This window comes from Thalassoroseus sp. (assembly GCF_984380535.1).
The window spans coordinates 56676-81519 of sequence record NZ_CFHRBF010000001.1 but is presented as its reverse complement, the minus strand read 5'-3'; the positions used below and the strand labels follow the sequence as shown (position 1 = coordinate 81519).

At 54.1% G+C, this 24844-nt stretch carries 15 protein-coding genes and 2 tRNA genes; 12 read left to right on the top strand and 5 right to left on the bottom strand.

From position 1 onward, the window contains the following. Positions 1–350: 350 nt before the first annotated feature. Positions 351–1319 carry a hypothetical protein gene (locus AC5DDB_RS00290; protein WP_491737661.1) on the top strand — a complete coding sequence of 323 codons (969 nt, stop codon included), beginning with the start codon at positions 351–353 and terminating at the stop codon, positions 1317–1319. 150 nt (positions 1320–1469) lie between these two features. Beyond that, positions 1470–2432, top strand: a complete 963-nt coding sequence (locus AC5DDB_RS00285) for a DUF6807 domain-containing protein (RefSeq protein ID WP_491737660.1) — start codon at positions 1470–1472, stop codon at positions 2430–2432. A 20-nt stretch (positions 2433–2452) separates the two neighbouring features. Here AC5DDB_RS00285 and AC5DDB_RS00280 read toward each other — a convergent pair whose 3' ends face one another. Next, on the bottom strand, positions 2453–3811 hold the full coding sequence (locus tag AC5DDB_RS00280) for a DUF1552 domain-containing protein (RefSeq protein ID WP_491737659.1): 1359 nt from the start codon (positions 3809–3811) through the stop codon (positions 2453–2455). 40 nt (positions 3812–3851) lie between these two features. Then, positions 3852–6176 carry a DUF1592 domain-containing protein gene (locus AC5DDB_RS00275; protein WP_491737658.1) on the bottom strand — a complete coding sequence of 775 codons (2325 nt, stop codon included), beginning with the start codon at positions 6174–6176 and terminating at the stop codon, positions 3852–3854. 318 nt (positions 6177–6494) lie between these two features. Here AC5DDB_RS00275 and AC5DDB_RS00270 point away from each other — a divergent pair, with 318 nt between their 5' ends. Together AC5DDB_RS00270 and AC5DDB_RS00265 are read left to right on the top strand one after the other, a co-directional pair. Then, the gene (locus AC5DDB_RS00270; RefSeq protein WP_491737657.1) at positions 6495–9884 is read left to right on the top strand and encodes a DUF1553 domain-containing protein; all 3390 of its coding nucleotides are present in this window, start codon (positions 6495–6497) and stop codon (positions 9882–9884) included. Positions 9885–9954: 70 nt separating this feature from the next. Beyond that, positions 9955–11253 (top strand): DUF1501 domain-containing protein, encoded by a 1299-nt coding sequence (locus AC5DDB_RS00265; protein WP_491737656.1) that lies wholly within the window; start codon positions 9955–9957, stop codon positions 11251–11253. A 204-nt stretch (positions 11254–11457) separates the two neighbouring features. Here AC5DDB_RS00265 and AC5DDB_RS00260 read toward each other — a convergent pair whose 3' ends face one another. Continuing rightward, a complete protein-coding gene (locus AC5DDB_RS00260) occupies positions 11458–12357 on the bottom strand; it encodes an HDOD domain-containing protein (RefSeq protein WP_491737655.1) in 900 nt (299 codons plus the stop codon). A 544-nt stretch (positions 12358–12901) separates the two neighbouring features. Then, positions 12902–12976: transfer RNA gene (locus AC5DDB_RS00255), tRNA-OTHER, on the bottom strand. A gap of 495 nt (positions 12977–13471) precedes the next feature. Here AC5DDB_RS00255 and AC5DDB_RS00250 point away from each other — a divergent pair. From AC5DDB_RS00250 to AC5DDB_RS00240, 3 genes are all read left to right on the top strand, one after another. Next, on the top strand, positions 13472–14299 hold the full coding sequence (locus tag AC5DDB_RS00250) for a hypothetical protein (protein ID WP_491737654.1): 828 nt from the start codon (positions 13472–13474) through the stop codon (positions 14297–14299). Between the two features lie 15 nt (positions 14300–14314). Further along, positions 14315–15019, top strand: a complete 705-nt coding sequence (locus AC5DDB_RS00245) for a PEP-CTERM sorting domain-containing protein (RefSeq protein WP_491737653.1) — start codon at positions 14315–14317, stop codon at positions 15017–15019. A gap of 161 nt (positions 15020–15180) precedes the next feature. Beyond that, positions 15181–15801, top strand: a complete 621-nt coding sequence (locus AC5DDB_RS00240; RefSeq protein WP_491737652.1) for a tyrosine-type recombinase/integrase — start codon at positions 15181–15183, stop codon at positions 15799–15801. Between the two features lie 56 nt (positions 15802–15857). On the opposite strand, the gene AC5DDB_RS00235 is transcribed toward AC5DDB_RS00240, so the two are convergent. After that, positions 15858–15942: transfer RNA gene (locus tag AC5DDB_RS00235), tRNA-Leu, on the bottom strand. 237 nt (positions 15943–16179) lie between these two features. On the opposite strand from AC5DDB_RS00235, the gene AC5DDB_RS00230 reads away from it, so the two are divergent. From AC5DDB_RS00230 to treS, 5 genes are all read left to right on the top strand, one after another. Beyond that, on the top strand, positions 16180–17337 hold the full coding sequence (locus AC5DDB_RS00230) for a glycosyltransferase family 4 protein (RefSeq protein WP_491737651.1): 1158 nt from the start codon (positions 16180–16182) through the stop codon (positions 17335–17337). Between the two features lie 23 nt (positions 17338–17360). Further along, positions 17361–18626: a glycosyltransferase family 4 protein gene (locus AC5DDB_RS00225; protein ID WP_491737650.1), complete on the top strand. Its 1266-nt coding sequence runs from the start codon at positions 17361–17363 to the stop codon at positions 18624–18626. 69 nt (positions 18627–18695) lie between these two features. Continuing rightward, positions 18696–19055 carry a hypothetical protein gene (locus AC5DDB_RS00220; protein WP_491737649.1) on the top strand — a complete coding sequence of 120 codons (360 nt, stop codon included), beginning with the start codon at positions 18696–18698 and terminating at the stop codon, positions 19053–19055. Between the two features lie 221 nt (positions 19056–19276). Next, positions 19277–21268 carry an alpha-1,4-glucan--maltose-1-phosphate maltosyltransferase gene (locus AC5DDB_RS00215; protein ID WP_491737648.1) on the top strand — a complete coding sequence of 664 codons (1992 nt, stop codon included), beginning with the start codon at positions 19277–19279 and terminating at the stop codon, positions 21266–21268. Between the two features lie 138 nt (positions 21269–21406). Further along, positions 21407–24781, top strand: coding sequence for a maltose alpha-D-glucosyltransferase (gene treS / locus AC5DDB_RS00210; protein WP_491737647.1), 3375 nt, complete (start codon positions 21407–21409; stop codon positions 24779–24781). Positions 24782–24844 lie beyond the last annotated feature (63 nt).

Below are 24844 nucleotides of genomic sequence, written 5' to 3'. Positions count from 1 at the left end.
CCCGAAGTTGTGTCGGAGAACATAGGCGGTTTCGCGGAATTCCTGGGATCCTACCCATTTTCCCTCAAGAAGTCAGGGATTGAGACGGTGTTCGACAAGGGACCAATAGCGTCGCCGGATGTTAATTTGGGAGAGATTTGACGGTTGTAGCAATTCTGATGTTGGAAACGATGCGAGAACCTAGAATTTCTTTCCGACTTAGCAAACCTGGGCGTCCGTTTCAGCCGATATAACCAGCACGACCCTCCGACTCGTCGGATGCGGTCCGAAGGTCTCCATGCAGAATGAGACGCATGGAGCGGGCACCTGGGCCGGACAACACGGTTTTCGCGGTATGACGAGGAGCGATAATGGACCAATCTGACCTTTGGACGAATTTACGTCGTTGGGCATGGTCTGGTTTGGGATTGGCTGGAATGGCCGTAGTTTCCGCCGGTCCGATGAGCGCTTCGGCATTCGGGGGCGATACCAAATCGTGTGCTGCCACCTGCATTCCGCCTCATGTCGTGCAGAACGGAAAAGTTTCCTGCACGACGACGGCTATTCCGTACGTGTGCACCACAGCGCCGGGTAAGAATTCCTGTGCAGACGTCTGTGTGCCACCCTCAGCGGTCACGGTCGGTTCGAAAGGGTCTTGCACGGATATCTGTATTCCGACGAGTTGCGTGACTCAGTCCGCAATTGCGAATCCGGACTTGTTACCGACTTCATCGCCGGCACGTTCGGTCTCGATGATTCAACAAGCCGCCGCGGTTCAGCCGCAACAGCCGATTCAATCTGAGAAGGTTGTTCCCGCAGCCGTCGAAAACAAACCGGCGACGACCGTGGATGTCGATCCCTTCGCCGACTGGCTCCCCGCTGGTGCCAAAAGTCAGCAACAGCCCGCATCGAAGACAGCGGACCTGTTCAACCTGCCGACGAAATCCGTTCCCGAGCAGCCGAAACGATCGACGGTACCGGCGAAGCAAGTCGCAATCGCCAAGCCGGTTGAAGCTCCGAAGTCGGTCGATGTGTGTTTGGTCGCGTTACGAGTTGAAAAGCGACTGGTCCCGGTTAATAAGTCCTTCGCTGCAAACTATGGCGAGAAGACGTATTACTTCTCAACCGCAAAAGCGTTGGCGGAGTTTCAGTCGAACCCAGATGCCTATGTTCCGGTTGCTAACGGCCATGACGTCGTGGCACAGGCCGGTCATCAGCAGACCGCTGCTGGGAGTGTCGAGCACGCACTGTGGTTCCGTAATCGACTGTACCTGTTCGCCAATGCCGCGAACGCGACTCAGTTCGTGAATAATCCCACGCAATTTGTGGTCACCAAATAGTCGGCCAATCGGTCAATCATTGAATCTACAAAACGAACGCCCCGATCGTCACCGGTCGAGGCGTTCGTTTCGTTCATTGGTAGAGTTTGATACGATGGGCAAACGCGATCGGAACCTCAATCGACACACTCTGATGCAGAACAAATTCCCATGGCGAAATACCATTTTCCACGCTGCCAAGTGACTCCTCTGCCCGACCATCGAACCGAAGTTGCGATCGACGGGAAAACCCGGATGTGCTGGCGATTTGGCGAGGACTACCCTCGGCCTTTTATCTTTCCACTCAACGGCCCCTCGGGGAGTTGTTTGACGCGAATGGGTCATCCGGGGGCGGAGAACCACGACCATCATCAATCCGTCTGGTTCGCACACCACAAAGTGCTAGGGATCAACTTCTGGGCGAACGAGAGTGATGCCTTCATCCGGCAAAAAAACTGGCTGGTGTACGAAGATGGGGACGAGGAAGCAATCGTCGCGGTCTCCCTCGGATGGTATGACGGACATGATCCCAAGGAACTACTCACGCAAGAGTTAATCATGGCTGTCCGACCCGGGCTCACCAACCCGGATGAGACGATCATCGATTTGCAAAGCCGATTCGTGCCAACGTCGGAATCTTTGGAGTTTCAGAAAACGAACTTCGGGTTCCTGGCCGTCCGGGTGGCGAAGAACATCTCTGCTTACTTTGGCGGAGGAAAGCTGACCGATAACGAAGGCCGCGTCGACGAGAAAAACATCTTCGGCAACCAAGCGAAGTGGGTCGATTACAGTGGTCCCGTGCCCGGCACAATCGCAACTGGTGATCTTGGTGTCGAGCAACCGTGGGAGGGAATCACCTATTTCGATCATCCCGACAATCCAAGATTTCCCACGCGTTGGCATGTCCGTGAAGACGGTTGGATGGGAGCGTCGTTGTGTTTTGACGAACCAATTGTCACAACACAATCCGAGCCGCTGTTCGTGCGATATCGGTTACATGCCCATGCGGGACCGGTAGACGCCGCCCAAGCCGAAGCTGTTCAGGCCGATTTTGCGAGTCGGCCGGAATACCGCATCGAAAAACCCACTGGGGTGAAACACCGCCAGTGGGTCGTCGTTAAAGCAGATCGCTGAGAAACAGCGGGCAATCTGGGTTAAGTCAGTGCGGGGAGTGGACCGTCGCCGCAGAAGTTCGAGTTTCCAAAGGAATCGACATGATGCCCAAAGCTATGGGACAATGACATCAAAAGGCGGTTGTGTGGCACGTTCGGATAGAACAACGAACGGCCAGTGCGGTAACCCAAACCACCACCGACAAGCACAAACGGAATATTGTCGAGCGTATGTGAGTTGCCTTTGCCGAGTTCGTTGGTCCAGACGATCGTGGTGTTATCCAACATACTTCCGTTGCCACCAGGTTCCGGTGTTTCGGCGAGACGCTTCGCCAGATGAGCGATTTGCTCGCAGTACCACTTGTTGATTTTGATCAACTTGTCTTGCGATTCCTTGTCGCTATCGGGTTTGTGTGAGAGTTCATGTTGACCCTCTTCAATACCCAACCAACGCATCCGCGGCTGACCGACCGAATTCGTGAACTGGAAGGTTGCGATCCGCGTGAAGTCCGCCGCGAAGCTATTCACGAGCAACTCGATTTGCATCTGCGTGATCTTCGGGATGTTGTCGTTTTCCTCTTTCACGCCTTTTTCGAGTTCCGGAACCGCGTGGCCGACTTCCGTTTCACTCGGCGTTTTGAGTTCGCGTTCCATCTCTCGGACAAACGTCGTTTGGGCATCGAGGAGGTCACGGTCTTCGGTGCTAACGAGTGTACGGATCTTGGCGAGGTCCATTTGGACTTCGTCGAGCACGCTTTTCAAACTCTCTTGATCGTCAAGACGACCATAGAGTTTTTGGAACATCTGGTACGGATCGTCGATCGGGGCCACCGGTTGGTTCGGACCGGTGTAGGACATCCGCGTCCAAGTGTCGGCCCGATCCGGCACCATCACGCCAAACTCCAAGGAGCCGAAGCGTGTTCGTGTCGCGGGGTTGGATTGCAAAAAGTTCTTTAGCTCTTGGTCGAGCGAAATCCCCTTTGACCAACCAGCGGGCGTGTGCGATCCGCCTTGGATGTTGCCAGGGAAAAGTTCGATTCCGGTCAGCAAGCAGCCCATGCCACGCATGTGGTTGTCGCCATCACCACGAACTTTGTCGCAAAGACCTTTCAAGATCAAAGTTTGATCTTTGAACGGAGTCAGCGGTTCCAGAATCTCTTTGAAAGAGACTTCATCTTCCCGCAGTTTTGGCCAAACCTTATCAAGTAGGTTCGCATCTTTATCATCGGGCCAGAAAGCATCGGGAATTGTGCCGTCCGGGCTGAACACCACGACTAACCGCTGCTTCTTTTGCCCGGTGTTCGCGAAAGCCAAGCTCGGAAGATTGCAGATGAACGGCAACGACGCCGCACCAAGTCCGCAATCCTTCAGAAAACGCCGTCGTGATAGATGATTGTTCATATCAAAATCCTAAGAGGGGAGTTATTAAAGTCAAGTGAGGTCAATCGTTAGCCGCGGTTGTCGTAGACTCGCGTGCAGTCAGCACAGAGGATGTCACCGACTCCACTAGGGCTTCCCGAATACTGAATTCCTGGTCGACGAAAGATTTCCGCAAGTGCTCCATCTGACCGGCTCCAAATGCTTGGACCGGCTGTTTATTGAAGTAATTAAACAGCTGCTCAGTGAAAGCGGCCTGCACTTCTTGGCTATTGGCGAGAAAATCTCCCAACTCCCGGGCACCGTTGAACTGAACGATTTCGCCGGAAGTCGTTCGGTAAGAACCGCTAGCGTCGATCGGTTGTTGTTTCTCCTCTTCACGGTATCGACCAACGGCATCGAAATGTTCCAACGAGAATCCCAAGGAATTGATCATTACGTGACACGATTGGCATTGAGCCGGGCTCGTCTGCATTTTCGTGCGTTCACGGGTGGTGAGGTCGGGGTGCAAATCCGGTGCAAGCGGACTGACCGCAATTGGCGGCGGTTTCAAGAATCGACCGAGTACACTTCGCGAGAGAAACACTCCACGGTGAATCGGTGAGGATTCGGTGTAATACGCCAGTCCTGTCAGCATAAATGGATGAGTAAGGACGCCCGATCGTTTCTCCGGTTCGAACGAGACCTTTTGGAAAGGAGCGTCGGCAGGCAAATCGACACCGTAGAACTTAGCGAGTCGACCGTTCAGGAATACTTGGTCCGTTTTCAACAATTGGCGAAAATCGCTGTTTCCGTTCCAAGCGACGTCTTCGACCGACAGCTCCAAGCTCGTTCGCAGATCGGACAAGATTATTTCGTCGAAATCCGGAAAGTGCTTGTCGTCTTTGCCAACATCATGGAAGCGATTGACCCCGAGCCATTGCCGGAAGAACTCCGCAAGTTTTGCCTTTGTGCGAATGTCGTTGACCATTCGACGAGCTTGTGATGCGATTTGTTGTCGCGTTTGCAACTGCCCTTTCGCCGCTGCACTGAGCAACTGATCGTCGGGGATAGAATCCCACAAACCGAACGATAGCCAAGATGCGGTCGCGTAAGAGTCAAATTCTCCCCAGCCATATTCCCGGTAGAGGAAACGCGGAGAAAGGAGCGTCAACAAGACGACACGTTTGACGGCGGTCGCATCGTCATTGGTTTCTTCGAATTGTCGATCGATGACGATCTTTCGGAGTTCATCGGTCAACGGGCGACGGAAGGCGGATTCGACAAACCGTGTCGCAAAGTCTTTGAGCTTTTGCGATCGGTCTTTCGCGTCGGCTTTCGTTTTCGCAAACCGATCGAGATTTCGCATGACATAACCTGCTACTTCGATAGCGGCGTTTGTCTTCGCCTGGTCCCAGGCTTTCGAAATGGAATTCCCACGTTCGTAACCGATACTGCTATCATCCGGCGGAAACGGAGTCGTCAGTACGAACGTCTCTGGAAACCAATTCGGCGAAAGATTCCGCTTCGGAATGACTTCCTCCGTTTGGTGCGGCGGTTTCCAATGGAGCGACACAGAAGCCGTCTCACCGCGTTTCGACTTGAACCATTCCAATCGCAACGGGTATGCCCGACCACCGAGCAGACGGATGGTGCCGCGGTACTCCGTATCATTGCCGGACTTCACCCAAGCATCGATCAAGGGTGTCTCGTTGTCATTGACCCACAGCTTCATGCCGTTTTCGGTGTGGACGATGAACTCGTAATCCCCCGTTTCACGGGCCAAGACGGCTCCGCTCCACTTCGCGGAAAACTCGGTCTCTTTGTCTTTTTTCTGATCGTCCGTCTTGGCGTTGTCGTCCTTCTCGTTCGCTTCGAATGGTGTTCCATCGCCGAATTGAAAGTCCACTACATCATCGGTTCGGTCGATTTTCCGCTTATCGCGTCGGAACCGGGCATCGGCGAAATACTCACCGTGGAGTCCCAGTTTCTCGTTCCAGGTACCGCGACCTGTGAATTGTGCAATGAGATCCGCGACGGAATTCTCGTATTGGCGAACCGTCAGCCGAGAGAACGCAATACGCGGCGGTTCATTTCGCATTTGAGCCGCGGGCGAGTAAAACTCTTCGTAGATATACTTGGCCACTTCCGTCGCCTCGGCACCGACGCAGTCCTTTGGCGAACCCTCGGGCATCGTTTTGCTGATGAGCTCCGCCAGTTCCGCGACAGGACGATCACCAATAAGCTGCTGTTCGTACGCCCCGGAGACACCTTCGCCACGCTCACCATGACAGTCGGCGCATTGCTGCCGGTAGATTTGCTGTCCGACCGACAGATCATCAGCGTAGACAGACACCGTCAAAATGTTTGCGATACCGAATACTGCGAGGGTGAGTGAATATGTTTTCATGGGGGCAACCGGCAAGATGCGATTGTCGCCGAATGGGGGTTCGGCTGGTGGAGGTAGGTCTTCGAGGCGAGAACGACAATTTCGTCGAAATCGTCGCCATCCATAAGTTTACCACTTTCTGGTAACCGGTCAAATCCAAAAGCGGATCGCGGTTTTTGTTGCGACCACGATTGTTTTCGCAATCCGATCGAATCTGCGAAGAATCCAGAGGACATTTCATGAATGGAGAACGTCGCGTTGACGCCGTGTATTGCGCGTTAGTACATTACATCAACGGACCATGATGCCTTCCAAGTTCCACTCGACAGAACTGAGTCCATGCCGCGTTCCAAAAACTTTCCCGTCTGTCTTCTAGTTCTTTGCGTCGTCGTCACATCGCAAACTGTCTTCGCCCAAGCGTATCCAGCGTGGGCCGAGACGACAGAATCGAAATATCCGAACGGGTTGCTTGCAGACTCCCCATCGTTGTTCTGGGTTTTTGGTCACTCCACAAACATTGTTGATCGGATCGAGAAGCTTCCCGCGGAGAAGTCTGGAAGCGTACGTTTAGACCAAGCCGGTCCACGTCCACCGCAGTTTCCGGCGTTCTCGTCGAAGACATCCGCCGTGGCAATCACCGGGACCGGCGGGCTGAAAGTCGAAGACCCCGGAGATCAGAGCGTGCTCGATTTCGAGAATGGGGATACGTTGACAGTCGAGGCTTGGGTCAATCCGACTTCTATTCCCGAAGGCCAGCACGCCCACATCGTCTGCAAGGGGCGGACTCATCGTGAAGGCTTTTCACGGAATAACCTGAACTATGCATTGCGACTGACGAGGGTGGGAGGCACTGCCCGGCTCAGTTTTCTGTTTCATTCCGTAGGCAAAGGATCGCAATTTCACCGTTGGACTTCCGATCGCGGGTTCGTCGTTGGTAGTGGTTGGCATCATGTCGCTTGCACATACACCTTTGGTGAACCGGACAGTTTGGCCGGTTTTATTGACGGTCAGGCTGTGAAAGGTCAGTGGGACTTGGGCGGAAAGACGACACTTCCGCCAGTCGTTGACAACGATCAACTTTGGATCGGTTCGGCGATGGGACCGAATCCATCTAGCACGTTCCAAGGTCGTTTGGCACAGCTCGCGATTTACCGTCACGCATTGAAAACGGAAGCCGTTGCAGCTCGGTTTTCCAAGTTGTCGCTCGATCAGTTCGTTCCAGAAGTGACAATTCCTGATGGCAAGGTGTTCGTTCAGATTACCGAGGGGATACCCGATCGTTACGGCTGGGACGGCTTGGAATCGAAACCGCAGGACAGCTACACCATTGATGCGTTTGCATTGACTGCGATTCCAAAGAAGTACAACTCCCAAGGACTGATCACGGACCGGACGAGCCCACTTCTGCTGCAAGCGACCGGACGGGTCGTGCTGCCGAAGGGCGAGCACCGGCTCTTGCTGCGAGCACGAAATGGCGCACGACTTTGGATCGACGGACGACAAGTTGCCCAGGCTCCGTTTCATACGATCAACTCCGGTGGACATGGTCGAATACGCGATGTCTCCGTGCTGAAAACTGACAGCCTTCGTCCCTTGCAAGTCGGTGACAATGAAGTCGTCACGACGATTGAAGGCGACGGGAAACCGCACACTCTGAAGCTAGAGTTGTTTCTCGGTGGGAAGAAGAAGCGGGCCGAACTTGGGGAAACCTCAGTAAGTTTGGAACGGTCCCCGGGTGAGTTCGTGGTTGTGAGTCCGAAAGAATCGAACGGTTTTCCATTGACCGATGAAGGTTGGCTGGCTTTTCGGCGTGCGAATCAAATGGAGATGATCGCACTCAACGCCAAGCGTCGACAGATAGCCGGACGCGAAGAAAACGAATACTGGCGTCAACGCCATGCGCATGCGAAGTTCGTATGGGAATCGAAACCCGCCTCCAATGTCCCAGCGATTCACTGGCCGGAACAGACGCACAACGAAATCGATCAGTTCATCAACCATCGGCTCCACGCAGCCGGCGAAACACCGGCTCCGTTACTTGACGACTTGGCATTCCTTCGACGAGTTTCGCTCGACGTCATTGGCACAATTCCAACGCCCGAACAGATCGCAGCGTTTGAGGCGGACCAATCTGGCGAACGTCGGGCGAATGCAATCGATCGACTGTTAGAACACCCCGGTTGGGCGGACCATTGGGTCGCCTATTGGCAAGATGTGTTGGCGGAGAACCCAAGTTTACTCAAGCCAACTCTCAACAACACGGGTCCGTTCCGGTTCTGGATTCATGAATCATTCTACGACAACAAGCCGTTCGACCGTTTCGCGACCGAACTGATTCGCATGGAAGGCAGTCGGCTCGGCGGAGGGCCGAACGGGTTCGAGTTGGCCACGCAGAATGATGTTCCCATGGCTGCGAAAGCACACGTCATCGGCCAAGCGTTTCTCGGCTTGGAGATGAAATGCGCGCGGTGTCATGACGCACCATTTCATGATTTTGAACAACGCGATCTCTTCAACTTAGCCGCCATGTTGGCCCGCAAACCCCAATCGGTTCCGGCAACCAGCAGGATCCCGGGCACTCCCGACGAGTTGGAAAATCTGATTGTTCAAGTCACGATTGCTCCCGGTGAAAAGATTCAACCCGAATGGCCGTTTGTTGAGTTGACCACCCAGGGCCTAGACGGCGACTTGTCACGAGCCGGTTCGGATACGCGAACACAAGTGGCGGAGTTCGTGAACTCTCCCGAAAACGAACGCTTCGCTGAAGTCATCGTCAATCGACTTTGGCAACGCTATCTCGGTCGAGGAATCATTGATCCCGTCGATGATTGGCAAGACGCCGAGCCATCTCACCCCGAGCTGCTGAATTACCTCGCGCGAGAATTGGTGCTTTCCGGCTATGACCTCAAGCATGTTGCTCGGCTCATTCTTAACTCGCACACCTATCAGCGTCAGGCTCACGGTGGACGAGTCGAAGAACCGTATCTGTTTGCCGGTCCTTTTAGGCGACAGATGTCTGCGGAGCAGATTCTGGATTCCCTGTTCGTGGCGTGTGGGAAAGATCTGCACGCGGGGCTTTTGACACTTGATCCAGACAGTGCCCAGAGCGGGTCGACGTTCGTGAATTTCGGATCGCCTCGTCGAGCTTGGGAATTTGCCTCGCTATCGAACGAACGTGACCGGCCTAGTTTGTCGTTGCCGATGGCTCAGGGTTTCACGGACCTGCTGAAAACCTTCGGTTGGCGGCCATCGCGAGCCGAACCCGTTACGAATCGGAATGTTCAACCGACCGTCTTGCAACCGGGAATTCTCGCCAATGGCGTCATCGGCCGACGGTTCACGTCGATGTCTCCCGATAGTGCTTTCACCGAACTGGCATTGCAGAATATATCGGTGGACGAACTGATCGACGCGATCTATCTTCGCAGTCTGACGCGACAACCTACAACGGAAGAACGAACGACGTTCCAGCAGCTCCTTCAAGACGGTTTTGCGAATCGGATTCGTCAAGTCTCCGACGACGTGACTGTTCCTCAACGTCCGTACAATCGTGGTGTTTCATGGTCGAATCATCTCAGTGAAGACGCGAACTCCGTCATGATCGACCTGCAGAAAGCCGTTGCAGCCGGCGATCCCCCGACGCCGCGACTGAACGCCGATTGGCGAATGCGAGCGGAAGATCTCCTGTGGTCGGTGATCAATACCCCGGAATTCATTTTCATTCCGTAGTTCTTTGCCGCACGAGCCGGGCGGAATGTGCGAATCATCTCATTAGACTTTGGCAAGAAAATCGAAATCCATGTCCACACGCCGTGAGTTTCTTCAATCCTCGACCGCAGGCATTGCTGCTGCAACCGCATTGCCGAGTGTGCTGAACGCGATGGAATCGCCCGCGATCAATTTGCCGACTGGTCAAGCGGAACACTGCATTATGGTTTGGCTCGGCGGCGGTGCTTGCCAAGTCGATACCTGGGATCCGAAACGTCTTGGCGATGCAAAGACGAAAAAGCCGGGATCGTACTACCCGAGCATCAAGACCGCCATTTCGGGGGTCGAGGTTTGTGAGCATCTCTCGAAGTGTGCTCCGATTCTCGATCGTTTCAATCCGATCCGATCGGTTCATCACGACGTGATCGACGAACACGCCGCCGCAACAAACCGGATGCACACCGGTCGCCGGACGAGTGGAACGATCGTTTATCCGTCGATCGGCTCGATCATTGCTCATAAACGGGGGGCTGCCGGTGACGGCGTACCCGCGTATGTGTTGATCGGTTATCCCAACGTCACCCGCGGTCCCGGATTTCTAGGGGCCTCTGCGGGCTATGTGTATTTGACGGATACATCTCAGGGGCCCGCGGGTTTGTCACGACCGATCGGTATTGACGAGACCCGACAACAACGCCGCGAAAGATTGTTAGAGACTGTGCGGAAAGCGAACCGTCGCAAGTCTGCAGGCGATCGAAAAGTCGCCGGCTACGACGATGCGATTACGGAAGCACTTCGGCTATCTGGTCCAGACTTCATGAAAGTCTTCGACCTAGACCGGGAAGATAGTTCCCTGCGGACCGAGTACGGTGGGGAATTTGGTCAGCGGTGTTTGCTGGCTCGTCGATTGATTGAAGCCGGCACGCGGTTCGTCGAGGTCTCGCACAATTTGAACTTCGTCAACGGCACCGGTTGGGATACGCACAATGATGGGCAAAAGAAGCAACACTTGCTGATCCAGGAACTCGACTCCGCTCTGGCAACCTTGGTTCTGGACCTGGAGAAACGCAAACTGCTCGATAAGACGTTGATCGTTGTCAACACCGAGTTTGGACGCCCCTCGAAATTTGATGGGGGCGGCGGACGCGGTCACCAGGGGAAGGCGTTCACCGTGACACTCGCCGGCGGCGGCCTCAAGACGGGCCAAGCCATCGGCACAACCGACGAACTGTGCACCGAAATCGTCGACCGCCCCGTCTCCGTGCCCGACTTGTTCGCCACCATGTGCCATGCAATGCAAATCGACACCCGCGAAGAACTCTACACCTCAAACAACCGTCCTGTACCAATCACAGATGGTGGCATACCGGTAACAGAGTTGTTCGTCTAGACGCACGTTTTAAGGTGATCCCCGAAACCATGAACGCATCAATAGCAATCAGAGGGCCGGAAACACACCATTTCGAGCTACTCCCAAGTGGGTAGCGGCTTAGGTTCTTTACTCTCGGCGGTGTTCGATAGCAGCAAATCTGAGCGTCGGTATGTCAATCTGCAATGTTGGCAGATCGGCCATCGTTTAGAATTCGCTCATTTGTTACGGCATTCTGCGAAGTTGCTCGGCAAGCGGGACGTGGCCGTGGTGATTAGGCGACAGTTGCTGGAGTTGAGTGGCAACCGTAGCTGCGAACGTTGGTAAATCGCCGGAGAAACAATCTTGTTCCATTTCTTTCAGTCGAGCGATTCCGTTCGGAACTTGCCCCAGGACTTCCGGTAGCAGACCAGCCAGGCCGACAGCGATGGCTTCGCAATCACCCATTCGTCGAGATTCCCACATCCAATCCCACTCATGGTGCAACCGCACACACACAATAAGGTCATCAGGAAAACCCCAGCCGGCCATCACTTGGCTCGCGGCTTGGGCATGATCCCAACCAAGTTCCTCTTGTTCGATCTCGACCAAAGGTCGCTGCGTCTCCTTCACAATTTGGAGCAAGCGGATGTATTGGTCCGGCATCTCGGCTGTAAGCGCCAAGAGCATGAAGTCTTGGAGGATTCCTGCGGAAAATGCTAAATCCGAATCTCCGCCATTTCGTTGCACAATCTCGCGGGCAAACAGTGCACGTTCTAACCCCGCCATGGCGAAGCGTTGATTCATCAACAATGGACTCTTGATGTGCCGAGTCGAGTGATTTACGGCTGTCGTCAGAACAAACAGCTTCAATTTTCGGGTTCCGAGAATTGCTGCAGCTCGCTGTGGGGTTGCGATCGGATTGCGAAGACCGTGGATCGCAGAATTGACGAATTTGAGCAGTTCGCAGGTCAGACCCGCATCACGGGAAATGAGTGTGCCGAGTTCCTGAGCGTTGCCGCCGTCCGAAGCCTCTTGGATAACCTGCAATGCCACATCGGGCAGTGCTGGGATTTTCACATCCGGAACGGAAACGTCCGAAACATTTTCAACCCAATGACGTCGGAGCTCGGACCAAACGATCATCGATCAGACCTTCGTAGCTATTTCGCTTGTTTGAGGAGACTTTCATGAGAATCACCTTTGGATATGGGCGTTCAGGGAACGATAGCTCGTATTTGAACTGCATCTGAACATTTTTTCAATCAATATGGCCCTACCGTACAAAAATCCGAACGGGAATGAAGACAGAACGAAGAGTTGATACGCGAGCATACTTTGGCTTAGCGAATGATCGCCAGTGGCATGGGTAGAAACCCTTGATTGCATCCACCTAGCCAACCGATCCTACCCTTTGTTCTTGGCTTTCCGTTTTCGTTCGATTGGCCAGGCAATTCACCGGTGAGCCGGGTCGAATGTTTGAGGGCAAAACACACCAAAGCAAACTGGGAAAGCAGGCAACCAGTGCGGTCCGAGAGGATTCTGACCGAAGTGAAATACCTCAACAATCGTCATTTCGGAGACGATTGGAGCGAACGTGATCAACAGTATCACTAACTAGAGCAATACCGCCCAAAGAGTCCTGAAGTAACCGAAACCGCAAGTCATTGCGAGAAAACGGTTTAAGTATTGGCCGAGGCGGGACTTGAACCCGCACGAGGTTTACCCTCACCGGATTTTAAGTTTGCGGTGAGCCGACTCGACCCGACACCACACGACGCTCAATCCTTGTTTTCCCTAGGATTGGGCGTTTTCTCGTCGGGCTGAAATTGCTGCATGTCGGCAGGGTTGGTGGGAATGGGGTGGGAACGGATTGAACGCGATACGGGGACCGGTTAGGATCAAATGTTCAAGGTTTTGCGTTGCGAAAGGTCAGTCAATGGATACTTTCGAGATCACCTGTGTCGAATGCGGCAATCACGGCAGCGTTTCCGAACGGTCCAAGGGGCGAGAGGTCAGATGCCGGAAGTGCGGCAAGCGATTCATCGCCGAGCCTGGATCCTCAACGCCAGTGCGAAGTGTTTCCGAATCGTTGGCGGATCGTGCCGAACCGGAACCGGAAACGTATTCCGAACCGGAACCACGCGTTTGGGCTGACGGTGTGTTTGATCCGGAACGTCATTCTTGTACGTGTGGGAGCGAGTATTGCCCACAATGCGGGCACTATCACTACGATTGAAGTTCCTTCGGACCATTTTCGATGCCTCGTGTGATTCTGCTCATCGCTTTGATGGTCGGCTGTTCTGCGAATGATCCACTAATTGACCGCACCGCAGACATTCCCGTGGTCGATTCTGTGTCGATTTACGGCGATGGTGAGAAGACGCTGATTCACGTGTGCGACTGGCACCACGTTTCCATCAAGGACTTCCGCAAGGAACTGCCCGCAAAAGTGACCGCCGCGGAAGTTGAGTTGCTGCATTCCGAGTTCCTGCGAACTATCGCGGACGTTCAGATTGAACAACAGATGGTTTTGACGTCGCTTGACGTGAAGCGAGTTTGGTTGGAAGGTTTGATCGATGACGACGGCTATCATCGTCTCCGCGTGGCGTTGCGGGAAGCCAAAGATTTTCCCGACCTGGAATCGATCGTCGAATCGGACGCAACCGAGATGGGTGCGGCGGCCCGTATGATCATCGACGGTGAAGAACTCGAGGTCATGTCGGCTGAGGATCTCGAAATCCACCAAGCGGGCTATCCTCTCCGCGAAGGCGTTACCGAAGCTGACATGGAACGCCAGGAAAATGAATTGGTACGGCGGATCGTCGCGGCGGGAGAATCGCCAGCGGTGTTGATTTGCGGCGGCGATCATGAATTCAGCGACAACGTACCGGACGGTTGGCAGGTGGTGCGCGTCGAGGTCGCGGCGTGGCAAGTGGCGACGGTTCACCTGCGGGCGGCGGGTAACTGGACAAGAGTATTTTTTGGTTGTCGTGAATATCGTGTTTTTTGTTCACTGTGGTTGTTTGTGATTATTTTGTTCACTAAATTGAAAACACGTTTTTGGCAATATGTTACAAGTTTTTAGACTAAAGAGCCGCATATGTTTCACAATCAGAAAGTAGCGTCAATGAGAATCTGGACCATGGCGATCGTGACGCTGTCTACTGGCATACTTTTACAAGAAGTAGCTGAGGGTGGTATGGTGTTCTATGACCGCTCGGATTTTCTGGCTGCGAGCGGTCAAGTAAAAACGGAGGGTTTCGAGAGTCATCCAATTGGTTTGACCTCGGGGACAAGCAGTCGGACTTTCGATGATTTCGAAGCCACATTCTTTGTTAGCCCTGGAGGTTCTTCGTTTCAACGCTTTGGTGTTAGTGATGGCATAACTTCCAGTCGTGCTCCGACTGCTGGTACTCGGTATTTGTTAGCCGACCTTCAACCAGGTAGGAGCCTAACTTTTACATTTCAGTACGCAATTTCTGAATTCGGAACCGATATCCGCGACCTAGAGGGACCACCGTTTGTTGTCATGACATCGGGCGGCGAAGCGAGCGAAACTGGTCCGCCAGCAGGTAATGGGGCTGTCCAGTTCTTCGGTTTCATCGCTGCAACGCCATTTCAGTCGATCACATTCCAAACAAACCCCACAAGCACGTCTTTCGATGGCCTTGTATTTGACGAGGTCGCATATTCAGCAACAGCCGTTCCCGAACCCGCATCAATGTCCCTCTTCGGCATCGGTGCGAGCATCATGGGCATCGTAGCTGCACGACGTCGGCGGAGCGAACAGAAAAGCGGACTGTAAGCGGTCTAGTGTTTCAAGCGGCTAGCAGATCATTCTCGCAAAGCGGGCAACCATTCGGTTGTCCGTTTTTTTTGTTGCTTCTCAACATCGACCCGCCAACCAACCCACGCCGGACGTAATCACTCGGGCCGCTTCCACAACCGGAGCGGCACAAGAACTACGTGACTGAAGAACATTTCGTGGCGATGTACAATCACTGTAGCGAGGCGGCTAGGCCTGGCGGTTTATCGGTCACACCGGAGCAATGGTGGCGGGCGTTGCTCACGATGGCGTACATGTGTGGTTGGCGACTCGGCGAATTGTTGTCACTTCGATGGGATGACGTCGATTTGGAAACCGGTACGGCCATCACACGGGCGGCGAACAACAAGGGCAAGCGAGACGAAACTGTCCGGCTTCATCCAATTGTGATCGAGCATCTCGAACCGCTCCGATCGTTCGACTCGTTAGTGTTCTCGTGGGACCGTCACCGACGGGCATTGTATTTCGACTTGGAACGCATCCAGACGGCAGCGGGGATTCATCTTCCCTGCCCTGACGCCGGTACGGAACGCCACGGGGATTGCACACCGGCTTGCCATTTATACAGCTTCCACGATGAGCGGCGAGCGTTTGCGACCAACAATGAAGGTCGAGTCTCACCGGAGACTCTGCAAAAATTGATGCGGCACCGAAGCTACGCAACCACGCAAGGGTACATTCAGATGGCTCGAAAGCTCAATCCGGCTGTCGATGACTTGCACGTTCCAGCAATTCCACGCGTTGCTGGGAAGATTGGTTGATGGTGGGAACTGGGTGGGAACAGATTCCCGGTTTTGTCGTCACTTGACGTAAGTAATGGCCGAGGCGGGACTTGAACCCGCACGAGGTTTACCCTCACCGGATTTTAAGTCCGACGCGTCTGCCTATTCCGCCACTCGGCCGTTGTGTCATCGTTACACTGAGTAATGTATGAATGTGTATTGTGCTTCGGTCTAGATTGTCTTTCGCCAGATTCTAACTGGAAACCTTTGGTGTCGCAAAGGTTCGGAGAAAATTCCATTCCATCTTGCTCCACTTGCGGGGGCCACTTTGCCCTTGACCGGTTTTCCATGTTGAATTAACAGGCCGATGAATGGCTGTCATGGAAGTTAAGCCGTCACGTGTCGAAGAGCAAGTTGATGCGCATAGTCTACACCCCGGACATTTTTTCCCGGCAGTCAGTGGGCGGGATTTCCCGCTACTTCGTGGAACTTATTCGCGAATTCTTGGTCGCCGAACGGGTCGATGTCGAACTTTCTCAGCGGTGGCACATCAACGAACATTTGCGGGAACTGCAAGACACAACGGAATTGCCCGGAAAATTCGATCCGCGACTGCGAGTATTACGTCATGTGCTTCCGTTTCTCAATTCGGACTTCGGGCTTCGATCGCGGACACGAACGAACTCGACGGCAATCGTCCACCATACCTACTATTCGTTCTCGTCGCCGAACGGGGCTGCGTGTTTGATTGCCACGGCTCACGACGTTATGCCGGAGTTGTTCTGGAACCGAAGTCACCCGCGAGTCAAAGGTTTGTTGCTCGCCAAGCGACGAACTCTGGATGCAGCGAACCGCGTGATAGCAGTTTCGGAACACACGAAACGCGATATCGTCAACTTTTACGATCTCGACCCGGAAGTTGTCGATGTAATCCCTCATGGCAACCGGATGGTCAGCTCGACGCTCGATGACGTTCGCGGGACGAGTGTCGTTCAGCGATCGAAACCGTATTTGCTCTATGTCGGCGCTCGGGGTGGATATAAGAATTGGGTGACGCTCGTCAGAGCGTTTGCGGAGTCGCGTTTTCTTCGTCGCGAATTCGAAATTCTTTGCTTCGGCGGCGGAGTGTTTTCCCGCACGGAGCAGGAATTGTTGGCAACCTTAGGCGTCTCCGATTCGGTGTCTGTGACTGCGGGAGATGACACGGCTTTGGCGGCAGCATATCACGGGGCAACGGCATTTGTTTACCCATCGTGTTACGAGGGGTTTGGGTTGCCGCCGTTGGAGGCAATGGGATGTGGCTGTCCGGTAATCACCTCCGATGCAGCGTCGATCCCTGAAGTTGTCGGTGGAGCCGGCGTTTATTTCGATGCAACAGACGTCGATTCCATTCGATCGGCCATCGAGTCGACCGTTGAAAGTGCCAGTAAGCTGTCCCGTCTTCGCCAAGCGGGTTTGGATCGGGAGAAGCAGTTTCGCTGGCAAAGGACGGCGGAGCTCACGCTTTTGACCTATGAAAAAGCGTTGCAGTCGGATGCGATCGCTCCCCCAAGTTCGAGACGCGCCGCTGCATAATTCGACAGGAAAACGGGACCGCTATGCGTATTTATTTAGAGTGTACCGCCACGCATCAACAGGACTGGCACACGGGAATTCAACGTGTGGTTCGCAATCTGGTGAATGCATCGCGAACGATTGGGCCAGAGGTTGGTGTTTCCTGTCAGCCGATTGTTTATGACTCGCGACAGGGACTGGTCGAGATCGAAGGGCTGCCCGTTCGCAGTGGTCAGTCACCTGCGAACACTGCGTCTCCGCGGAATACCGTGCGACGTGTGAAGACGATGCTCAAGCACATGAGGCTATTACGTGTTGCGCAGCGGGCGGACTTGGTGCGGCGGCAAACGCAGGATTGGCTACAGACATCGCTGCGACGTGGCTCTGGGCAATGTCTCACGGTTCAGTCGGGCGACGTGATTCTGATGTTAGACGGCACATGGAAGTCGCCATATTGGTCGGATTTGGAAACCGCCCGGAGCCAGGGGGCGAAAGTTGGGTTCGTAATTCATGACGTGCTGCCGCTGACGTTTCCCCAATTCTACCCGGCACACACTATTGATGTTTTTCGACGTTGGTGGCTGTCCGCCTGTCGGTCCGCTGACTTTCTCTTGTGTTCCACTCAGGCCGTTTCGAAAGACGTGCTCACGGTTCTCCCGTCTGGGGCGCGGCCACAGATTGAGTATTTTCGGCTGGGAATGGAACTTGATGGGGCTCAGGCGAGTTCTCCGATCCGCGAATCGCTTCAGACACTTTTCACAGCGGAATCAACAACATATCTAGCTGTCGGCACGCTTTCGCCTCGGAAAAACGTGTCCCTGTTGCTTGATGCATTCGACCAATTGCCCCCACACGCGGCTGATACAAAACTAGTGATTGTCGGCGGTGAGGGGTGGGACGCTGAGGAATTGGTCGAGCGGATTCGATCTCATCAGGAACTCGGTCGGCGATTGTTCTGGTTCGATGATCTGCACGACGGCGAGCTCGACTTCTGCTACCGACACGCGACGGCGATGGTCACAGCGTCCAACGCGGAAGGATTCAACCTGCCGATCGTGGAAGCCCTGAGCCGAACGTGCCCCGTGATTGCCAGTGATGTGCCGGTTCATCGGGAAGTCGGTGGCGAATGGACGTGCTTTTTCCCGGCGAATGATTCCCGTTCGCTGGCCCGTGTGCTCGCTGATCGTCGGACGGTCGACGAATTGAGAACGCGGCTGGTTGGTTATCATTGGCCCGATTGGCAGGCAAGTTGCCGGGAAATGCTGCAGGCTGTTCGCGGTCTCGAAAACAGATCTGCGAAAGCAGCTTGAGTGAATCTTGCGAATCGTCGGTCAGACCAACTTGCGTTTTCGTGTGCTCGCGGTCGATAATCCGCCGTCATGAGCGATTCTAAGATTCCCGTCAATCGGACTCTGGTCGGACTACTGTCGATCGCGTGTCTGTTGGCTGCGGGCTACTTATTTTTCTTCGTCGATGCCGATCAGGAATCACGCACGTTGATGTGGTCGGGGGCGTTTGTGCGTGTCGGACTACTTTTGGGAGCGTTCTGGCTCGCGTTACCGACAAAACAGCGAGATGCCGCATGGGCGGGTGTCTCACCTTGGCAGTTTATCGGTGGGCTGCTGATGGTCGCAGCCGTCGCACAACGTCCGCGTGTGATGATTCCCATTCTTTCGGTCTTGGCCGTCGTCGGCTACTTGCTTCGCCCGAAACCGAAATATCGACCACCGCGACGGTAAGGACAACCGCGCTGACTTAAACAGTTGGTTCCCGAGCAACCAGCCCGGTTGGAATTTGCGCGGTTTGAGTTACTTGACAATTCGGGTTAAGTTCGTTCATCTGTCGCGGTGTTCGGCGGCGAAATATCGGCACGTGGATTGCATAATTACGTGATTGCTGCGTGAGCGACATTCGGCGTGCTAAGTACATTGAACGAGACAACTACGAATTGAGGCCATCTATGACGTTGCCGGAACGGGGGCGGAGCCGTGTGATTATCACGGGAGTGACACCACAACTCGACGGCGGACGGTATCCAGTCAAGCGTGTCCAGGGTGACGTCGTTCGTGTGGAGGCCAACATCTTCACTGACGGTCACGACCGCATCTCCGGCATGTTGCAATACCGTGAGGTCGGTGCGGATACTTGGCTGGAAGTTCCCTTGGTCGCCACCCACAACGATCGTTGGCACGCTACATTCACCGTAGATGAATTGGGGTTGTACGAGTACGACCTTCTGGCTTGGATCGATCACTTCGAGACGTGGTTTCAGGATCTCAAGAAACGCGTTGCCGCCGGCCAAAATGTTGAAGTGGATTTGGCAATCGGGGCGGGCTATGTCGAGGAAACCGCGAAACGAGTCACAGGGGCAGATGGCGAATTGCTCGCCGATTGGGCAAAACGACTAACGAGTTCCGAGGCCGCTCAGAATCCGGATGCGATCTGTGAGCAGGCGGAGTTGGAAGCGTTGATGCTCAAGCACTCTGAACGGCGGTTCGCTGTGCGGTCTGGTCGGGAGTTGCGAGTCAAGGTCGATTGCAAGCGGGCAGAGTTCAGTTCTTGGTATGAGTTTTTTCCCCGCTCGACGGGGCCTGAAGGGCAGCACGGGAACTTCCGCACCGCGGCGGATCGTTTGGCCTATGTGGCGAATATGGGCTTCGATGTTGTCTATCTCCCGCCGATTCACCCGATTGGTGACAAGTTTCGCAAAGGGCGGAACAACTCGGTTACCGCGGAACCCGGCGATGTGGGCAGTCCGTGGGCGATCGGTTCGAAAGACGGCGGACATAAGTCGATTCATCCTGATTTAGGATCGATGTCCGACTTTCAGCGGTTCGTGGGCATCGCGAACGATCATGGGATTCAGGTCGCTTTGGATATCGCGTTTCAATGTTCGCCGGACCATCCATATGTGAAAGAGCACCCAGATTGGTTCAAAAGTCGGCCCGATGGCACCATCCAATACGCGGAGAATCCGCCGAAAAAATATCAGGACATCTACCCGTTTCACTTCGAATGTGAAGACTGGCAGAACCTCTGGAACGAATTGAAAAGTGTGTTCTTGTTCTGGATCGAACGGGGAGTTCGTATCTTCCGTGTGGATAATCCGCACACGAAACCACTGCCGTTTTGGCATTGGTGTATCACAGAGATTCACAAAGAGCACCCCGATATCATTTTCCTCGCTGAGGCGTTCACACGCCCGCGGATCATGGAGCAACTCGCGAAGTTCGGCTTCAATCAGTCCTACACCTATTTCGCATGGCGAAACACCAAGGCCGAACTGACCGAGTACATGACCGAACTGACGAAAACGGAAGTCTCCGAGTATTTCCGGCCGAACTTCTGGCCGAACACGCCGGATATTCTCACGGAGTATCTGCAGACGGGCGGGAAGCCGGCGTTTCAGGCTCGTGTGACACTTGCAGCTACGCTCACCGCGAACTACGGCATGTACGGTCCGGCATTCGAACTGCAACACAGCACCCCGGTAAAGCCCGGGAGCGAGGAGTACCTCGACTCCGAAAAATACCAAGTCCGCCACGACGACTTGAATCATCCGGGCAGTCTGCGGGAATTCATCAGCCGTCTGAACACGATTCGCAAAGAGTTCCGGTGTTTGCAATCCAATGAGAACTTGGAGTTCTATCCGGTCGACAACGACCAACTCATTGCGTATGCGAAAAGCACAGACGATGGCAGCGAACTATTGTTGACGGTTGTGAATCTCGATCCTCGGTATAAACAGTCAGGATTCGTCACGCTTCCGTTGGAAGACCTGCGAATCGATCCCACGCGACCGTTCCAAGTGCATGACTTGCTTAGTGGCAATCGTTACATGTGGCAGGGTTCGCGGAACTATGTGGAACTCAATCCGCATATCACGTCTTCTCATGTGTTTCGAGTTCGCAGCGATGTGCACTCGGAAACTGACCCGCATTTTTACTCTTAGTGTGGCATCGGCCGCGAATAGATTTCTGCAACCGAAAGTCTTAATTGGCGTTGGTTGCTTTTGACACGAGCCCTGAAACAAACACGAAGTCGATTTTCAGACCATACTCGCGACAACCCCTCAAACTGAACCAACTCCATGCCCCGTCAAACCGAGACGCAACCGACTACCGAACAAGCTCAATGGTACAAAGACGCCCTGATCTATCAGATTCATGTCCGGGCGTTCGCTGATAGTAATGGGGATGGCATCGGTGATTTTCGTGGGCTGACCTCCAAGCTCGACTACATTCAAGAGTTGGGTGTCACTGCGATTTGGTTGTTGCCGTTCTTTCCGTCTCCGCTTCGCGACGGCGGATATGACATGTCCGACTATCGCGGTGTGCACCCGAATTACGGCACGCTGCGGGACTTTCGGGGGTTTCTCGATGCCGCCCACGACCGAGGCATTCGCGTTATCACCGAGATGGTGATGAACCACACGTCCGATCAGCACGAGTGGTTCCAAAAATCCCGACAAGCGAAACCCGGTAGTCCCTGGCGGGATTATTACGTGTGGTCTGACAACCCGGACCGCTACCAAGACGCCCGAATCATTTTCCAAGACTTCGAGTCCTCGAACTGGACTTGGGACCCGGTTGCAAATGCGTATTTCTGGCATCGGTTTTATTCACATCAGCCCGATTTGAACTTCGAAAACCCGGCTGTGCAACAGGCGATGTTCGATGCCGTCGATTTCTGGCTGGACATGGGAGTCGACGGCTTGCGGTTGGATGCCATCCCGTATCTCTTCGAAGAAGAAGGTACGAACTGCGAGAACTTGCCGAAAACTCATCAATTTTTGAAATCGCTGCGTGCCCACGTCGACGAAAAGTACGGCGATCGAATGTTGCTCGCGGAGGCAAACCAATGGCCTGAAGATGCCGCTGCGTATTTCGGTGACGGTGACGGCGACGAATGCCAAATGAACTTTCACTTCCCGTTGATGCCGCGATTGTACATGGCGGTCGAGCGGGAAGACCGGTTTCCGATTATTGATATTCTCGAGCAAACGCCGGAGTTGCCAGCGACTTCGCAATGGGCCATTTTCCTGCGAAATCATGATGAGTTGACGCTGGAAATGGTTACCGATGAGGAACGCGATTATATGTATCGCGCATATGCGGAAGACCCCCGTGCTCGCGTGAACCTGGGAATTCGCCGTCGGCTTGCGCCCCTATTGCGGAACGATCGGCGTAAAATCGAGTTGATGAACGGTTTGCTGTTGTCGCTGCCCGGAACTCCCGTCATTTACTATGGCGACGAGTTGGGTATGGGAGACAATATCTTCCTCGGCGACCGCGACGGTGTTCGCACGCCGATGCAATGGAGTCCCGACCGCAACGCAGGGTTCTCACAATGCAATCCGCAACGACTTTATCTGCCGGTCATCATTGATACCGAATATCACTATCAGAGCATCAACGTCGAAGTCGAAGCCAATAGCCCGCACTCTCAATTGTGGTGGATGCGACGGATCATTCACTTGCGACGAGATCACCATGTATTTGGACGCGGCAGCCTGGAATTTCTTCAGCCTGAGAATTCCAAAGTCTTAGCGTACATTCGCGAGTCGGAAGACGAAACGATTTTGGTGGTGGCTAATCTATCTCGTTTCACTCAGTGTGCCGAGTTGGACCTCTCACGTTTTCGTGGACGCACGCCGACCGAGTTGTTCGGGAAGACGAATTTCCCACCGATCGGAGAGCTGCCGTATTTCTTGTCACTCGGACCGTATGGGTTCTATTGGTTCCAGCTAAGTTGGAAAGACAACGAAGCCGACGAAACTGGAAACGACCAGACACCGCCTTTGCGTATTTCGAGTGACTGGACCACCGTTTTCACGAAAACAAAACCGGGAGCGTTTGAAAACGCATTAGCGAAATGGTTGCCGCGACACCGGTGGTTCGGTGGGAAAGCTCGGACGATTCAAGCCGTCAAGATTGAAGACTCGATTCCGCTTGGAGACTCGCAAGCAGAGCCAATCGCCGTCGTTGTTGTGCGGGTAGAATATACCGAGGGCGAATCCGAACGCTATATGCTTCCGTTGATCTTCGCCAACGCAGAGCGAGCCCGGAACATCACTGGCGATCATCCACGTGCGAAATTGGTCGAAGTGGAAAACACCAAAACCGGCGAAACTCGCACCCTCTGCGAAGCGGTCTGGGAGTCGGAGTTTTGGCAACCGCTGTTCACCCATATTGGAGGTCAACAAATTCTCGCGACCGATCGCGGCGAATTCCGGGGAGTCGCGACTGAGCAATTCACCGCCCTGAGTGCTCGTCTCAGCGAGACTCCAGAACCGTCAGTGCATGGCGGTCAGCAGAGCAATACGTCGGCAATCTTCGGGGACAAAATGATTCTGAAGTTGTTCCGAAAGATCGCGCCGGGCGTCAATCCTGATTTGGAAATCTCACGTTTCCTTTCCGAGTTCAATACGAGTTCCGAGTACGAATTCCGAGCACCCGTCGCACCCCTAGCCGGGGCTTTGGAATTCGAGGGCGGCCGAGATGATGCGATGACCTTAGCCATCATGCAAGGTTTCGTTCCGAACGAAGGTGATGCCTGGGTGTACACGCTCGATGAACTCGGTCGCTATTACGAACGACTTCAATCGGCGGCCGTCGAGACGACTGGAGTCAAACCGACCCTTCCACGTGGCAAACTTTTGCAATCGACGCGAAAAGAAATTCCCGTACTTGCTCACGACCTCATTTCACCGTATTTGCAGAGCGTCGAGCAACTCGGACAACGCACTGCCGAAATGCATTTGGCACTTGCATCGAATCGGAGTAATCCCGCGTTTGCACCCGAAGGATTCACGAAGCTTTACCAGCGGAGCTTGTATCAATCGATGCGAGCCGGCGTGCGAAAGGTCCTGGCGTTATTGAAGAAGCAACGCGGGAGTCTTAGTGGAGACTTACAACCACTCGCGGATCGCGTGTTGGACTCGGAAGCGGAGTTGATGAACCGCTATAAGGCAGTTGCCGAAACAAAGATTTCTGCCCAGCGAATTCGCTGTCACGGTGACTATCACCTCGGGCAAGTTCTCTACACGGGACGCGACTTCGTCATCATCGATTTCGAAGGCGAACCGGACCGCACGATCGGCGAACGCAAAATCAAGCAAACGCCGCTGAAAGATGTCGCGGGCATGATTCGCTCGCTGCACTATGCGTCTTTCGCAGCTCGCTTCGGTCAAGTGCCAGGCGGTCCGACCGGACCCGAAGCCGGCGACATCGCTGAACGTTGGATGGAATTCTGGTATGCTTGGTGCGTTACGGCCTATTTGAAGAGTTACCTGGCATCGGCAACCACCGGCGACTTCTTGCCAGAATCCGACGACGGGCTACAAATCTTGCTCGATGCGTACATCTTGGAAAAAGCGATTTACGAACTCGGTTATGAGTTGAATAACCGACCCGATTGGGTCCAAATTCCGCTCGTCGCCATCATCAATCTTCTGGATGCATAAACCCGCTTATGGATTAAACGACAAGGCCACTGAGCTTCAAAACGGATTCTTGAACCCTTAACG